Source organism: Natronorubrum texcoconense (genome assembly GCF_900100335.1).
Taxonomy (GTDB): domain Archaea; phylum Halobacteriota; class Halobacteria; order Halobacteriales; family Natrialbaceae; genus Natronorubrum; species Natronorubrum texcoconense.
Map to the genome: position 1 here is coordinate 173511 of NZ_FNFE01000006.1, position 13884 is coordinate 187394.

Here is a 13884-nt window from a genome sequence, read left to right on the forward strand (position 1 = left end):
CGACTCCGCGACATCACCGAGTGCTCTATAGCGCCGGTGGTTCACTCGTGCTCAATCACGGCGGCCACTCGTGGCTGTGTGGCTGCCGGTCTCAGATCCCACGGGCCGCTCCACTGCATACCATTCGGCCCACGCCTTTTCACCGCACGTTCGAGATCGAGAGAGTCGTCCCTCGAGACGGGGAAGATACTTATCTACGCTCTGTGGTGCTAGCGTATCGACAATGGCGCCATCTGCGTCTTCACCACGATCCGTCGGTGAAGAAACGTCTCGAGCGTCCACGGCGGACGACGATTCCTCGCTGGATCCCGACGACATCTATCACATCTTACAGACGCGTCGACGGCGTGACGTGCTCCGCTACCTTCGGACGAACGACGATCCGGTGCTGTTGAGCGACCTCGCCGAACAGGTCGCCGCCTGGGAGCACGACACGACGGTCGAGAACCTCCACTCAGACCAGCGCCAGCGCGTCTACATCTCGTTGTACCAATCCCACCTCCCGAAACTGGACACCCGTGGGATCATCAACTACGACAAGGACCGCGGGACGATCACCGCGACCGACCTGACGCCGCAGTTCGATCCCTATCTGGCGGGAGTCGAGTCGTCGGCGTCGGACGATCCGTGGCCCTACCGATACGCGGGGACCGTCGGCTGTTCCGGACTGCTTCTCGCCGTGACCGCGAGCGGCCTCGTCTCGGTTCCGTGGCTCGCCGTCTCGGTCCTCACCGTGCTGGCGTTTGCCGTCGTCACGGCTGTGCACGTCTACTCGGCGTTCGCTGAAGCGTAATGGTTCTCCGATCGAGAGCAAACTCGAGCGAGCGGCCCGCGAGCACACGGCGACGAAGCGACGACCGTCAATCGGCGCAGGAAGCTGGTGCCGTGTTCGGTTCGCGGACGGACTCGGACTCGAGGGCGCGGTGGGCGTAGAAGGCGACCGAGAAGTCCTGCGGGCTGGGGATCGAACAGGCCAGCCAGCCGATACCGATCGCCGTCACGACCGGCGACTCGACCGGCACGCCACGTATCCCGAGTGCGAAGACGGGCGCAGCCAGGAGGAACGGGGAGAGGGCTGCAGCCCGAAGCTGCCAGGCAGGTTCCCGACCGGTCGGATGCGGTCGGACGGCCGCCCACGGACAACTCGCCAGCAGACCGACGACCCCGTCGGTCCGATCCGGAAAGTAGGTCACCGTGTAGTCGATTCGAGCGAGTCGAAGGGTCAGTGCGTGCAGCCACTCGTGGGCCACCAGTCCGGTGGCTACCGCGAGGACGAGTGCACCGCCAGCAACCGCCACCTCCGTTTCGATCATGGGGACACGTGAGATCGACACCTGCGATCGACTCGCTCGAGTCGAGTTCCGTTCAGCGACGGACAGCGATCCGTATCGTCATCTCACGTACTCGGTGGGAAGAACCGGCTGCGAAAGGCTCTCCGGATTCACCTGTTGGTTCATTAAGTCCGGCCTGGCGGGCGCGGACGCATCGCTCCGCAACTGTCGTGCGCTCAGATCAGTCGGGGCACACCATCTCCCCGATAGAGCGGAGCGGTGACGCACCGGTGTCGACGGCCCGTTACGCCGGCCAAGGGTTAAGTATTGTGAGGTGGTACCTTGTGTCATGGCATCCAATAAACCCCTCGAGTTCGGCCACGACGACCGCAAACGGATCTACGAGCACGTCGAGCGCCACGGGGCCGTCGATCCGGACGACGTACAGGGGAGCCTCGGAATCGATCCCAGCGGGTTCCGACACCACGTCGCGATCCTCAAACGCGACGGGCAACTCGAGGAAGCGGACGGCAAACTCCGAGTCACGATCGACGCGGGGGCCGAGGAGGAGTACGTTTCCGAGGATCTCGAGTTCCACATTCGGCCGGCCAGACAAGAGGACCTCACGGGGATCGTCGGCGCGATTCGGCAGGTCGCCGAGGAGAAGACGTATATCGAAGCAGAGAGCGTCGCCGACGAGATCGACCATCAGGATGCCCTGTTGCGGCACAACGAAATCGAGTCACGGATGTTCTTCGTCGCGACGGTCGAAGACGAGGTGGTCGGCTGGGTCCACCTCCACGCACCGGAACTAGAGAAGCTCTCCCACACCGCCGAACTCACCGTCGGCGTCCTGGAGGAGTACCGCGGCCACGGCATCGGCTCGCACCTCCTCTCGCGTGGGCTCGAGTGGGCCGGCTCCAACGGTTACGAGCGCGTCTACCAGAGCGTCCCCTCGAGCAACGAGGACGCCATCGCGTTCCTCGAGGGCCACGACTGGGAGACCGAGGCCGTCCGCGAGGACCACTACAAGCTCAACGGTCACTACGTCGACGAGGTGATGATGGCGCTCGTGCTGTAGACGTTTTGTTCGCTCTCTCGAATCGTTATCCCTCGCCACGTTCGGGCCGGTGTTCGCTGTTCGCTCGCTTCGGTTCAGTGCGCGCCACCGATAGTTGATCGCTCGGTTCTGAGCGGTGTGTACGGTACCGTACTGATCCTTCTCGTGACGACGTGTCACGTTCAGACCCGACGTAAGCCAGTCGGGACCGTTTGCGTTTCCGACTCGAGAAACGAAGACTGAGCCGACACGATACTTTATGTGATCCTCTGGAGAAGGCGCGAGTATGCGTTTTTACACCCCCCTGCAGTTCGAGTTGGAGGGGAGGGGGGAGTCGAGCGCCGCGATCGTCGCGATGGGGGTCGCCCTCGCGACCGCCGGTATCGTCCAGTCGGTTACCGCGCCGACTACACAGCCGGTCGTCGCGCTCGAATTGTTCGTTTCGTTTCTCGTCCCGACGGGCCTCGCCACCGGCGGCTACTGGCTGGCCAGTCGAAACGTCGCACCAACCGTCCGCACTCGGGTCGCGACCTGGGTCTCGATCGGCATCGTCGCCGCCTGCGGGCTCGGTGGCTGGCTGGTGCTCTACGTCTCCCTCGAGGGCGGGACGATCCACCAGCCGCTGTCGCTCGTGACGACGCTCGCGGCGGTCGGCGGCGCGACGGGATTCGTCGCCGCCGTTCGCGCGACGTCCGGAGAGAGTGCGTCCAATACGGATCACGAGACCACACGGGCGGACGACCCGGAACGAAACTGCGGCGATGAGCGGGAGGCACTCTCCGAAACTGAGACGACCGCGGAGTCAGCCGCGAGCACGTCAGCTAGCGCACCTGGCCTGACCGTTCCGGAACCGGCCACGGACCGTTCGCTCGGCTCGAACGAGCCGGAAGCAGGTATCGAAGCCACCGATTCAGCCGTGCCGATCGTCCCCGACGAAACCGACCCGTTGGCTCCGTCACCGGGCGAACTCGAGCCGAGCGTCGAACGGGTCGCGGCCGTTCCGGGGACGACGGAGACCGTGCTCGAGGTCCTGCGGGACGAGCGGTCGCGAATCGTCCTCGCACGGCTGTACCACGACGCCGACGACCCGCAGTCGCTCGCCGATCTCGCGCGCGTCGTCGCCGCACACACCGACCAGCGCGCCGCTCCCGCAGCGGTCTCGCTTCGGCACGCGACGCTCCCGCGGCTGGCTGCTATTCGCGCCATCGACTGGGATCCGCACGCTGATCGTGCCAGCGCGCCGGAACGCGCACTCTTCGAAGAAGGAGTTCGCGATGCGTCCGCGCTGCTCGAGGCGTTCGAGCCAGGGACTCGATAGTCGCCGAAATCGATCTTACGCCGGACTCCCTTCGTGTTCTGCGATCTCGAACAGTTCATTGTACCCGTCGTCGTCGGGGAGTTGCGCCCTGATATCGTCGAGCGCGCCCTCGGTAACGCCCTCCGCGACGACGTCGACGACGACCTGTGCGTGGAAGGCGGCGTCGGCCGGGTCGTCGTCGCCGATCTCCTCGCGCTCGGCGACGCGGTCGACGAAGTCGTCGAACGCGAACCGTTCGACGTCGTCGACGTCCTCGAGGAACCGGCCGAGCTCTTCGGGGAGCTGTGCGCCGAGGTTTTCCGCCTCGCCGGGTTGGATCCGTTCGGAGAGCGTCGTCAGCGTCGCCCGGGAGATGCTCAGTGCGGCCTCTCGGGAGTCGAGCTGTGCGCGGTGTTGGACCTCGCCGATGAAGGCATCGTACTGCATAGTCGTTCGTCTACGCCGGTCACTGGTGAGTTTGAACCCTTCAGTCGAAAGGGCTGGGACAACGGCGGGACCGCGTGCTCGACCATCGACGCCAGTAACGGGAATCGAAAGACAGTTTGAGGGGACGATGCTACTGAGAGGCATGCTTTCGATCGCGCTTGCCGGGAAACCGAACGCCGGCAAGTCCACGTTCTACACCGCAGCGACGATGGCGGAGGTCGACGTCGCTAACTATCCCTTTACGACCATCGACGCCAACCGCGGGGTCAGCTACGTCCGGACGAAGTGTCCCTGCCTCGAGCGCGAGGAGCGCTGTAACGCCGACAACTGCGAGGACGGCAAGCGCTACGTTCCGATCGAACTGCTCGACGTCGCGGGGCTGGTACCGGGTGCCCACGAAGGGAAGGGGCTCGGCAACCAGTTCCTCGACGAACTCACGAACGCGGACGTGATCGTGAACGTCATCGACGCCTCCGGCGGGACCAACGAGAAGGGCGAACCCGTCGATATCGGTGAACACGACCCGCTCGAGGACATCGACTTCGTCGAGGAGGAGATGGACCTCTGGCTGGCCGGTATCGTCGAGAACAACTGGGAATCAGTCGAGCGCAAGTCTCGCTCGCCCGATTTCGACATCGACGAGGTGCTCGCCGACATGCTCTCCGGCTTCGGCGCGTCGCCGACGCAGATCGCGAAGGTGCTTCGGGAACTGGAGTATCCCGACGACCCCATCCAGTGGGAAGACGACCACCGCGAGGAACTCGCTCGACTGGTCCGCGAACGGACCAAGCCGATCGTCGTCGCGGCGAACAAGATCGACGTCGCGCCCCAGGAGAACGTCGAGAAGTTACTCGAGTTGGATAAACCGATCATCCCCACCACCGCGGAGGGCGAACTCGCCCTTCGCCGCGCCGCGGAGAACGGCCTCGTCGACTACGATCCCGGCGACGAGAGCGTAGCGATCGGTGACGGCGTCAACGACGCCCAGCGCGAGGCCCTCGAGGGACTCGCCCGAACGATGGACGAGTGGGACGGCACCGGCGTGCAGTCCGCGCTGAACTACGCGGTCTACGAGTTGCTCGAGTATCTCACGGCCTACCCGGTCGAGGACGCGGCGAAGTGGTCCGACGGCAGCGGGAACGTCCTGCCCGACGCCTTCCTCCTGCCCGACGGCTCGACCCCCGTCGACCTCGCCTACGCCGTCCACTCAGACATCGGCGACGGCTACCTCCACGCCGTCAACGCGAAGTCGAGTCGGGAGGTGAGTGACGGGTACGAACTCGAGGAAGGAGACGTGATCAAGATCGTGAGTACGAACTGACGATTGTCGAACAATCCCAGCTTTCGCTTTTTGTCTGTGCTGTAGTTTCACGCGGCGATCAGTGCGGGGAGTAAATTGGGTGGCACAGATCGTACACCCCCCAGTGGAACCGACCACTCTCTGCGAACATTTTTATGGGAATATTGATGTTTAGTTTTCATGAGTGCTGTCGTTGAAAGGCAAGATATCTGTTTCAAACAAACCCCTGAACGCGACCTTCTTGCGAACGTGTTTCTTCCGTCTACCGAGGATTGGAGAGACACGGTCGTCATCTGTCTCCACGGCGGCGTTTGGAATCGCGGCGACCGGTCGTTCTTTGACGACCGATGTCGCGCATTCGCCGAGCAACGTATCCCTGCGTTGACGACCGATTACCGGCTTTCCGGCGAAGCGACGTATCCGGCCGCAGTACGGGATGTGAAGAGTGCGGTTCGGTGGATCCGACACGAAGAGCCGTTCGGAATCACGCCACGCCAAATTGTACTCTGCGGACACTCAGCCGGTGCTCACCTCGCTGCTTTGACGGGGGCAACTGCGGCGAGCGAACCGACACCCGATGACGAATACGAAAACGCTGCGATGACGGTCGACGGACTCGTCTGTTTCGATGGGCCCTACGACCTACTCGGTGCGAAAGAACACGGTGAAACGGCAGTGTTCATGGGTGGGTCGCCGACCGAGATTCCCGAGCGGTACCGGGAAGCGTCACCGCGTGAGCGCGTTACGTCCGCGCATCCGCCGACACTACTGTATCTCGCGGAAGACGATGAGTGGCTCACGATGCGTGAAACGCGTGCGTACCGCGACGTCCTCAACATCGCGGGTGTGGATGTCGAACTGCGTACACCACCGGGAGACCACTTCTTTTTCACCGAGAATCCGTGGTTCGAGCGAACAGTGAATCAAACTGTGACCTTCATAGAGCGAATTCAGTCCTAATGGATACGCATCCGTAGTGACCGAGAAATCAGGCAGGACCAAGATATGGTTTATAAGTTGTGTACAGTATGTGCACTTACGAACACCAATCCAGATCGTGAGTACGAATTGATCACCACACCGCACTCAAATCAGAGCGACCCGTCGACCATCGTCGGTTGGGGTCGGGCCGAACGTTCGGAGGGCCGACCTTATTCAGTTCCGTAGCCACAGACAGTATCTGGACGCTCCGCTTCGTAGCGCTCGCAGTCGTCCCAGTTGAACCAGAGTGTTCCAGTTTCTTCGATGCGTAGAAACACCATCTGACAGGAGTCGTCGCCGTCCGCATCGTCTGCTGTCGTTTCTTCCCACGAGTCGTCATCGGTCAGACGCGCAGCAATTTCAAATTCGCCGGGTTCGTCGTTCGGCCAGGCACACGCGACGAACTCCGTGCTCAGCACGTTCCCGTCGGCTTCCATACCGGAGATGTCCACAGTAGTTTCGTGGACTTGCTCCCCATCTTTTTGAACCCGGATATCGACACTTCGGTTCGTCTCCCCGGTATTTTCGAGACGTAACGCACCGAGATAGACGTCTTGATCGGAGAACTCGAGACAGCCAGAGGCACCGATAGCAATCCCGAGTGCGAGATACGAGCGCCGAATCATATTGTGCCATATCTAACAGGAATGTAATAAGGTTGGGCGTTCTGGTTCAGTACTCACTCGGTATCCCAAGCAACCGAAGCTGACGGCTTCGCTTGCTGACGAGAAACCCAGCTTCTCGAACCACGAGGAATCCCGAGACGCGAAGAGCTGCTTCTGCAGCCACGTTAGCTACAATAGTCAGGCGAGAATAACAGAATACTATCGGTTGACTTCTTCGTGAACGGACTCTCCCTCCCCGGGTTTCGATTCCCACTCCCACTCGTCTTCGACTCTGATACGCCCATCGTCGAGTCGTTCGACCACGCCGACGGAGTGGCCGGTAGCCGTTTCATCGTCCTCATTTATCTGGACGTATCGAACGTCCCACTGGTTACCATCGAGCGTCCCAACCAGGTGCCCGTCGACGATCTTCCCACCGGAGTAATTTGCGTAGATCCGCTCACCGTTCTGTTCGAAGTGGAACTCGGTGTCCGCGCCGACTTCCCCGCCGTCGTCGTTTGCGACCCCAACGAGCGTCCGTCCGTCGAGCGAAATATCGGCTGCCATAGCTCGACTGGGTCAACTGGGCGAATAGTGTTTGTGGTCAACCACGTCAGTCTGCGACCCGAAGTCGGATCGGACCGTGCTCGATATCGTATAAAACACCCGAGCCCGCAAGCCGGAGTACGTCACCCGTTTCGTCAGCATCGGAAACGCACAATTTGTTAGGCACACGGGTTATTTCGGACGGTCCCGGATATCCGGTCCATGGTGGAAAAGACGCTTTCCGCAGACGAACTCACCCGTGATGAAGCCGCCGAACACCTTCGAGCGGTTGCGGACGAACTCGAGGACGGCGAGCAAACGACGATCCGAACCGGGAACAAGACGGTCGATCTCCGGCCGCCGGAGTCGATCGCGTACGAGGTCGGCATTATCGAACGCTCCTCGCTGCTGCGCGGACAGCGCGAAACGGTGACACTGAAGATGGGATGGAAGCCGCCGGGCGTTTCCGAGGAAGCCGAGTAGTACCGTTATCGCTGGAACGTTGCTCTGAGATGGCTCACGACCACGACAGTAATTTGGTTCTGGTGTCGGTACCGACGGTGGTTCTTTGCCAGTGGCAGCAGTGCGTACGCACCGAGTCGCAACCGAACGCGAGGCCCGTGAGTACTAACTGACGGCCGCGCGGTGACCGTTCGATCCCGTTGGATCACTGCATTGGCGCTGACCGCGGGGGACAGGCCGTTTCGATCGGACGGAACTGTTTTCGAGGGCGATCAGCCGTTCTAGTACTCTCCGCGATACCGCCGAACCATCGATAATAGTAATTAGTAGATTACATTACCGAATGCCGAATTTTCAACTTTTGAGGACGGTAATTATTTCTTAAAACTCCGGCGTGGGCCATTGGGTCGTAACAGATGAGCCTCAAACGAACCCAAGATGTTGGATTTCTGAACCGCCGATCGTACCTTACCCTGACCGGCGCAACCGTCGCGGGCATGATCGGCGGAACGGGTACAGGTAGCGCGACGGACGATGGCTACGAAACCGTCACCGTCCCCGAAGGCAAGCGCGAGGTCGTCTACGTAAACGACGACGAGACGCTCGAGAACGTGCTATTCGACGTTACGGCGTGCGGTGCCGGCGTGACGATCGTCGCGTACGGATCGGGTTGGACGATCCGGAACATCGGCGTTCGCGGGCAGGTCGATATGGACGATAATACCGTAATCGGCGGGGCCGTCACCGACGGCGGGAGCGCTCGTATCGAGAACGTGTGGATCGGCGACGGCGCGGTCTACGAAGAGGAGGGTGGAATCGGAATCTGGCTCGATCCCGAACACGACGGCCACCTCACGATCGATCGGGTGAACGTCCAGGAGATGGGGAACAACGCGTTCTACTGTTCGTCACCGGGCGGAAACGGTGACGGAACGGTAACCTTCCGAAACTGTTATGCGGCAAACTGCGGGATCGCTCACTACCGACTCGCACGCGGGACAGTCGATAATTGCGTCGCCGCCGTTACCGACGACCGACAACACCGTCAGGGACGAGGAGTGTGGGCGTGGCCATCCGGTCCCGTCTTCGTCAAAGACAGCCAGTTCGCGATGAACGGGAACCACTACTCGTTCGTTCCCGGCGCCGAGGACGAAGGGAGTACCATGGTCGTCGTCGGAACGCAGTGGGACGACGAGTTCCGCGGCGGTTGGACGGATCACTACGGCGGGACCGTACATTTCGTCGGCACCGGCAACGATCCGCAAAATACCGTCCCAGCGGGCTGTCCGACCTCGGTCATGGACGCAGTCGAAGACTGATCGTCGGATTCAACTCTCGACATCCCGCAGCCGATTGACGTTCGACTACCGACATCCAGTAAACATTGTTCGAGTCGAACGGCCGTCCTCGTTCAGTTTTTGCCCCCTTGTCGCCCGTCCGACTCGCCCTCAGCCGAATACACTCCCAACCAGCAGTCGGAGTCCGAGTCCGATCAGGATCAGTCCCGAGAGCCACCGCACACCGGCGGCGACCCGCGGTCGCGTAAACAGCAGCTGTCGGACGGCGCTCGAGCCGACCGCCACCGTCACGAGGTAGCCCATGGTCACGATGGCGTAGATCGCACCGAGGATCGACAGCTGCGACGGGACGTGGCCGGCTCGATCGACGAACTGCGGCAGGAACGCGAGAAAGAACAGTGCAACCTGCGGATTCAGGACGTTGACAAGCACGGCTTCCCGAAACGGACTCGCAGTCGAGGGGTTGTCATCTTCCACCAGAAGCCCATCGTCCCGGATCGTCCGAACGCCCAGGTAGACGAGGTAGCCTGCGCCGACGATGGTGACGGTGGCGAAGGCGTGTTCGGACGCCCGAAAGACGGCGGATAGTCCCACGACCGCCGCGAGGGTGTGGACGAGCACGCCGACGCTGATCCCCGCGGCGGAGGCGATGCCGGCGTCGCGACCGTCACCGACGCTCCTGGTGAGCACGTAGAGCGTATCGGGGCCGGGCGAGAGGATCATCGCACCCGCTGCGACCAGGTAGACCGCAAGGAGCGTCGGTTCGATCAGGGCGGCGTCGACGAACTCGAGCATCGAGTATCACCTCTCGAGCGGGCTGTCGCGTGGTTCGGACGGTCCGCCGCCACTGGCGGCTACGAGGGAGACCGTGTGACGATACCCGGCGTCGGTTCGCTGTCGGTTCACTGTCGACCAGTTTCTCGGTCGGCGACAAAAGCGACGCGGCTTCTCGGAGCAAACTCTCGGCGGATTGGAGACGACTCGCTCTCGAGTGGGCGTGTGACTCCCCACGGCGCGACGAGAGCGCGATCGATCTCCGCGGGGTGATGACTGACCTGATACGTTAATACTCTCGAGAACTTACACGGGACCGACGCGATGAGCGAATCACGACCGACGCTGATGGAGGACCTCGAGCAGGCGGGCCGGGAGAGCATGCCCCATCTGCTGGGTGCGATCGTCTCGGCGGTCGTCTCGTTGCTGGTTCCGCTCGCGGGGATCGTCGCAGCCTACAGCGGCTACCGGCTGACGACGGTCATGGAGCGGTCGTGGTTCGGCCTGCTGTTCGCCGTCTTCGGCGTCGTGAGCCTCGTTTCGTGGCTGGTGTTGATCTGGGGTCCGCACCTGTTCTGATCTCCCCGAGCGCACACCGGCGCTGCGAGCGGCGGCTTCCGACGCTTCGGGCCGTCCCCTCGCCGCCGCACGCTCGCTCGTCTCGAGGCGAGCGCCCCGTTCCGACGGGTCAGTGCTCGCCGAGATCGATCACGAGCTGGCCGCCGCTCGAAACCGTGACGTGCAGGGAGTCGATATCGAACGCGACCGCGACGGATCCACTCCGGTCGGAACCGACGAGCGAATCGAGCGCCTCCGGATCGACGTACTCATACAGTGTCGTTTCGGTCTCCCGTACGAGCGCTACCGGCGTCGTTTCCTCGACCGTTGCGACTGCCTCGACGATGGCCTGACTCGGTGACGTCGCCGCCCAGTCGTGGCGTGATCGAATTGTCTCGTCCCCAGACGGGCTCTCACGATCGGATGCTCCCATACCTCCCGTTCGGCGAAGCGTGTGAAAAGTTTGTTGTAGCATTACGTAATGAATGGTCTCTTATTCCGGGCGGAACCGCCTCGAACCGTATCGGCTATTTTACCGTGTATCGGTCTCGGTCGCGGAATACCGACGTTCCGCTTCGTCAGCCGATCGCCGCTAGCGGCTCGAACCAGACCGCGGCGACCAGCACAGCTAGGAAGACGTACGATCCACGGACCAGCAACATGGTCGCGAGATCCGGCCCGGTCCGGTATGCGATGGCGGCGACGGCGGCGAACGCGAGTGCCGCGAGGATCGCCGTCGGTGGAAACACGCGAGCGACGGCGAAGCCGAGCACGACGAAGAGCGCGGTTACCATCAGGCCGTACGCGACGGCGTGCGCTCGTTGCGGGCCGACCGTAACCGCGACGGTCCGCTTCTCGATCGATCGATCGTAGTCGTAGTCCTGTGCGTCGTCGACGACCTTGATGCCCGATAGCAAGACGAGGAAGACCAGCGCGAAGCCGAGCGGGACTGCGGTGATCGTCCCGGTTTGCACGTAAAACCCGCCGAGCAGCGACAGCGCGATTCCGAGCGGGTAGCCGGTCGTCGCCGTGATGGGGTTCATATCGAGCTGCGGGGCGTGGTGGTACGCGATCACCCACGTCGGCAGCGTCAGCGCGACCGCGATCCAGCCGACGGAGAGCCAGAGGAGGAGACAGCACACGCCGAACGTCGCCGTCGAGAGGACGAGACCGACGCGACAGCCGCGCTCGGTCAGCGGGTGGTCGTCGTCCTCACCGCGGACGTGGAAGTCGACGTAGCCGTCCTTGAGGTGAGCGGTGTAGACCGCCGCGAAGATCGCGACGACGTGAACCGCCGCGAGCGTCGGCTCGAGATCGCCGGCGAGAACGACGCCGAACAGCGACGCCGCGAGCGGGGGCAGCATGAACACCGGATGGACCTGCGACCAGAAGGCCTGTGCAGTCGCTGCGACGCCGGGTCCATCTCTCGCGAGAGCCATGTCTCGAGCGACAACGAACTGCTGTATAATACCCCGCCCGGCAGGGAACTCGCTGGAAACGGAAAGACACGTGACAGCCCAAAAACCCGTCTCGAGCGCCGAAACACACAGTTTGATGTATCGTCCCGTTCCACGAACGATCATGACAGACGGCTACACCGGTGCAGATCTCTTCACCGACGCACTCGAGTCCTACGGCGTCGACTACCTCTTCGGGAATCCGGGCACGACGGAGCTTCCGATCGTGGACGCAATCGGTCAGAGCGACCTCGAGTACGTCTTGGGGCTCCACGAGGACATCGCGGTGGGGATGGCCTCGGGCTACGCCCAGACGCGGCGGTACCACTCCCATCACGACGAGTCGATCAACCCGGTCGGCGTCGCGAACCTCCACATCGCGCCGGGGCTGGCCCACGGGCTGGGGAACCTCTATGCGGCCAAGATCACCGGCGCGCCGGTGGTCGTCACCGCCGGAAACCACAGCACGGACTTCCGCCACGAGGAGCCGATCCTCTCGGGCGGGCTGGTCGAAATGGCCGAGCAATTCTGCAAGTGGTCCGACGAGGTACTGGACGTCGAGGCGCTGCCGACGATGCTCCGGCGCGCGTTCCGCGTCGCGATGACGCCGCCGACCGGTCCAGTCTTCCTCGGCCTCCCGCTGGACGTCATGCTGGCCGAAACTGACGCCGAGCCCGAACGACTCGGCGCGATTCCGAACGCGGGCAGCGGCGATCCAGCCCAACTCGAGCACGCCGCCGACCTGCTCGTCGACGCTGACAACCCGGTGATGGTCGTCGGAGACCACATTGCGCGCTCCGGTGCGGACGCCGTCGCCGCGGCGGTCGAACTCGCGGAGGCGACCGGGGCTCGCGTCCACGGCGAAATCCTCTCCTCCGAGGTGGACTTCCCGACCGACCACGACCAGTGGGTCTCCTACATCCCGCCGAACGAGAACCTCGCGTCGATGCTGATGGACACCGACACGGTCGCCTTCATCGGCTGTTCGACCAACACGACGCTGACCCGCCACGAGGAAGCGCTGGTCGATCCCGAAACGACCTGCATTCACGTTAGCGACGACGACTGGCAGGTCGGCAAGAACCAGCCCGCTGACGCGGCCGTCATCGGCGACCCCGGACTGATCCTCCAGGGGCTCATCGAGCGCGTGCAGGGTCGGCTCTCCGAGGAAACCGTCGGGGAGCGACTCGAGAACGTCGGCGCCATCAAGGAGATGGTCGACGCGAAGATGGCCGGCATGGGCGAGGGCGACGCCGAGGACGACCCGCGGGCCTCGAAGGCCGAACTCGTCGACGCGATGGAACGGGTGGCCGGAGACGCCGCGATCGTCGACGAGGGCGTGACCTCGAAGTACGCCATGCTGACCCGCTGGAACCTCGCGCCCGAGCAGTACATCTCGAACAAGGGCGGCGGACTCGGCTACGGGCTCCCTGCCTCCGTGGGGGCGGCCATCGCCGAAAGCCAACGCGACGACCCGCGGGACGTCATCGGCTTCATCGGCGACGGCTCCTACCTCTACTACCCCCACTCCATCTACAGCGCGGCCCGCCACGACGTCGACCTCACGGTCGTCATCTCGGACAACCGCAACTACCGCATCCTGAAGGACAACACGCTCAAGCTGATGGGCGGCGAGGAGACCGACTACGAGTTCACCGCCATGGACTTCGATCCGGCCGTCGACCTCGTGAAGAACGCCGAGAGCCACGGCGCGCGCGCCGAACAGGTCGAGACGCCGGACGGAATTGAAGGGGCGCTCGAGGAGGCGCTGGCCCGCGACGGGACCGACGTGCTCGACGTGTTGGTGCACGACTGAGGCAGGGTCGCT

General features: G+C 63.1%; 16 protein-coding genes. 9 read left to right on the top strand and 7 right to left on the bottom strand.

Annotation, left to right across the window (positions count from 1 at the left end):
• Nucleotides 1–223: 223 nt before the first annotated feature.
• A complete protein-coding gene (locus BLT08_RS17445) occupies nucleotides 224–793 on the top strand; it encodes a DUF7344 domain-containing protein (RefSeq protein WP_090310506.1) in 570 nt (189 codons plus the stop codon).
• Between the two features lie 67 nt (nucleotides 794–860).
• Here the strand turns inward: BLT08_RS17445 and BLT08_RS17450 are convergent, their stop codons facing one another.
• A complete protein-coding gene (locus BLT08_RS17450; protein WP_090310509.1) occupies nucleotides 861–1313 on the bottom strand; it encodes a hypothetical protein in 453 nt (150 codons plus the stop codon).
• Nucleotides 1314–1620: 307 nt separating this feature from the next.
• Here BLT08_RS17450 and BLT08_RS17455 point away from each other — a divergent pair, with 307 nt between their 5' ends.
• Nucleotides 1621–2352, top strand: coding sequence for a GNAT family N-acetyltransferase (locus tag BLT08_RS17455; protein ID WP_090310512.1), 732 nt, complete (start codon nucleotides 1621–1623; stop codon nucleotides 2350–2352).
• A gap of 265 nt (nucleotides 2353–2617) precedes the next feature.
• On the top strand, nucleotides 2618–3649 hold the full coding sequence (locus BLT08_RS17460) for a DUF7344 domain-containing protein (RefSeq protein ID WP_090310515.1): 1032 nt from the start codon (nucleotides 2618–2620) through the stop codon (nucleotides 3647–3649).
• 15 nt (nucleotides 3650–3664) lie between these two features.
• Here BLT08_RS17460 and BLT08_RS17465 read toward each other — a convergent pair whose 3' ends face one another.
• Nucleotides 3665–4075, bottom strand: coding sequence for a DUF2267 domain-containing protein (locus BLT08_RS17465; protein WP_090310517.1), 411 nt, complete (start codon nucleotides 4073–4075; stop codon nucleotides 3665–3667).
• A 142-nt stretch (nucleotides 4076–4217) separates the two neighbouring features.
• Here BLT08_RS17465 and BLT08_RS17470 point away from each other — a divergent pair, with 142 nt between their 5' ends.
• Together BLT08_RS17470 and BLT08_RS17475 are read left to right on the top strand one after the other, a co-directional pair.
• Nucleotides 4218–5396 (top strand): redox-regulated ATPase YchF, encoded by a 1179-nt coding sequence (locus tag BLT08_RS17470; protein ID WP_090310519.1) that lies wholly within the window; start codon nucleotides 4218–4220, stop codon nucleotides 5394–5396.
• Nucleotides 5397–5555: 159 nt separating this feature from the next.
• Nucleotides 5556–6335 carry an alpha/beta hydrolase gene (locus tag BLT08_RS17475; protein WP_090310521.1) on the top strand — a complete coding sequence of 260 codons (780 nt, stop codon included), beginning with the start codon at nucleotides 5556–5558 and terminating at the stop codon, nucleotides 6333–6335.
• A 191-nt stretch (nucleotides 6336–6526) separates the two neighbouring features.
• Here the strand turns inward: BLT08_RS17475 and BLT08_RS23500 are convergent, their stop codons facing one another.
• Complete coding sequence (locus BLT08_RS23500; protein ID WP_245724265.1) at nucleotides 6527–6793, bottom strand: hypothetical protein; 267 nt, start codon at nucleotides 6791–6793, stop codon at nucleotides 6527–6529.
• A gap of 387 nt (nucleotides 6794–7180) precedes the next feature.
• A complete protein-coding gene (locus BLT08_RS17485) occupies nucleotides 7181–7528 on the bottom strand; it encodes an avidin-fold protein (protein WP_090310525.1) in 348 nt (115 codons plus the stop codon).
• Between the two features lie 201 nt (nucleotides 7529–7729).
• Between BLT08_RS17485 and BLT08_RS17490 the strand changes: the two genes are divergently transcribed.
• Nucleotides 7730–7990 (top strand): amphi-Trp domain-containing protein, encoded by a 261-nt coding sequence (locus BLT08_RS17490; RefSeq protein ID WP_090310528.1) that lies wholly within the window; start codon nucleotides 7730–7732, stop codon nucleotides 7988–7990.
• A gap of 395 nt (nucleotides 7991–8385) precedes the next feature.
• Nucleotides 8386–9288, top strand: coding sequence for a hypothetical protein (locus BLT08_RS17495; protein WP_090310530.1), 903 nt, complete (start codon nucleotides 8386–8388; stop codon nucleotides 9286–9288).
• 129 nt (nucleotides 9289–9417) lie between these two features.
• Here BLT08_RS17495 and BLT08_RS17500 read toward each other — a convergent pair whose 3' ends face one another.
• Entirely contained in the window at nucleotides 9418–10062 is a 645-nt protein-coding gene (locus BLT08_RS17500) for a LysE family translocator (protein WP_090310533.1), read from the bottom strand.
• 303 nt (nucleotides 10063–10365) lie between these two features.
• On the opposite strand from BLT08_RS17500, the gene BLT08_RS17505 reads away from it, so the two are divergent.
• Nucleotides 10366–10620, top strand: coding sequence for a hypothetical protein (locus tag BLT08_RS17505; protein WP_245724266.1), 255 nt, complete (start codon nucleotides 10366–10368; stop codon nucleotides 10618–10620).
• Between the two features lie 109 nt (nucleotides 10621–10729).
• Here the strand turns inward: BLT08_RS17505 and BLT08_RS17510 are convergent, their stop codons facing one another.
• Both BLT08_RS17510 and BLT08_RS17515 read right to left on the bottom strand, forming a co-directional pair.
• Nucleotides 10730–11032: a HalOD1 output domain-containing protein gene (locus tag BLT08_RS17510; RefSeq protein ID WP_090310535.1), complete on the bottom strand. Its 303-nt coding sequence runs from the start codon at nucleotides 11030–11032 to the stop codon at nucleotides 10730–10732.
• Nucleotides 11033–11177: 145 nt separating this feature from the next.
• Nucleotides 11178–12038 (bottom strand): UbiA family prenyltransferase, encoded by an 861-nt coding sequence (locus BLT08_RS17515; protein ID WP_175529367.1) that lies wholly within the window; start codon nucleotides 12036–12038, stop codon nucleotides 11178–11180.
• Nucleotides 12039–12180: 142 nt separating this feature from the next.
• Here BLT08_RS17515 and BLT08_RS17520 point away from each other — a divergent pair, with 142 nt between their 5' ends.
• On the top strand, nucleotides 12181–13872 hold the full coding sequence (locus BLT08_RS17520) for a thiamine pyrophosphate-binding protein (RefSeq protein ID WP_090310785.1): 1692 nt from the start codon (nucleotides 12181–12183) through the stop codon (nucleotides 13870–13872).
• Nucleotides 13873–13884: the final 12 nt, after the last annotated feature.

Excerpts from the sequence above, each read along its gene's own strand:
- BLT08_RS17510 (WP_090310535.1), bottom strand. The coding sequence starts at position 11,032 with ATGGGAGCATCCGATCGTGAGAGCCCGTCTGGGGACGAGACAATTCGA.
- BLT08_RS17505 (WP_245724266.1), top strand. The coding sequence starts at position 10,366 with ATGAGCGAATCACGACCGACGCTGATGGAGGACCTCGAGCAGGCGGGC.
- BLT08_RS17450 (WP_090310509.1), bottom strand. The coding sequence starts at position 1,313 with ATGATCGAAACGGAGGTGGCGGTTGCTGGCGGTGCACTCGTCCTCGCG.
- BLT08_RS17455 (WP_090310512.1), top strand. The coding sequence starts at position 1,621 with ATGGCATCCAATAAACCCCTCGAGTTCGGCCACGACGACCGCAAACGG.
- BLT08_RS17495 (WP_090310530.1), top strand. The coding sequence starts at position 8,386 with ATGAGCCTCAAACGAACCCAAGATGTTGGATTTCTGAACCGCCGATCG.
- BLT08_RS17465 (WP_090310517.1), bottom strand. The coding sequence starts at position 4,075 with ATGCAGTACGATGCCTTCATCGGCGAGGTCCAACACCGCGCACAGCTC.
- BLT08_RS17470 (WP_090310519.1), top strand. The coding sequence starts at position 4,218 with ATGCTTTCGATCGCGCTTGCCGGGAAACCGAACGCCGGCAAGTCCACG.
- BLT08_RS23500 (WP_245724265.1), bottom strand. The coding sequence starts at position 6,793 with ATGGAAGCCGACGGGAACGTGCTGAGCACGGAGTTCGTCGCGTGTGCC.
- BLT08_RS17500 (WP_090310533.1), bottom strand. The coding sequence starts at position 10,062 with ATGCTCGAGTTCGTCGACGCCGCCCTGATCGAACCGACGCTCCTTGCG.
- BLT08_RS17445 (WP_090310506.1), top strand. The coding sequence starts at position 224 with ATGGCGCCATCTGCGTCTTCACCACGATCCGTCGGTGAAGAAACGTCT.
- BLT08_RS17520 (WP_090310785.1), top strand. The coding sequence starts at position 12,181 with ATGACAGACGGCTACACCGGTGCAGATCTCTTCACCGACGCACTCGAG.
- BLT08_RS17475 (WP_090310521.1), top strand. The coding sequence starts at position 5,556 with ATGAGTGCTGTCGTTGAAAGGCAAGATATCTGTTTCAAACAAACCCCT.
- BLT08_RS17485 (WP_090310525.1), bottom strand. The coding sequence starts at position 7,528 with ATGGCAGCCGATATTTCGCTCGACGGACGGACGCTCGTTGGGGTCGCA.
- BLT08_RS17515 (WP_175529367.1), bottom strand. The coding sequence starts at position 12,038 with ATGGCTCTCGCGAGAGATGGACCCGGCGTCGCAGCGACTGCACAGGCC.
- BLT08_RS17460 (WP_090310515.1), top strand. The coding sequence starts at position 2,618 with ATGCGTTTTTACACCCCCCTGCAGTTCGAGTTGGAGGGGAGGGGGGAG.
- BLT08_RS17490 (WP_090310528.1), top strand. The coding sequence starts at position 7,730 with ATGGTGGAAAAGACGCTTTCCGCAGACGAACTCACCCGTGATGAAGCC.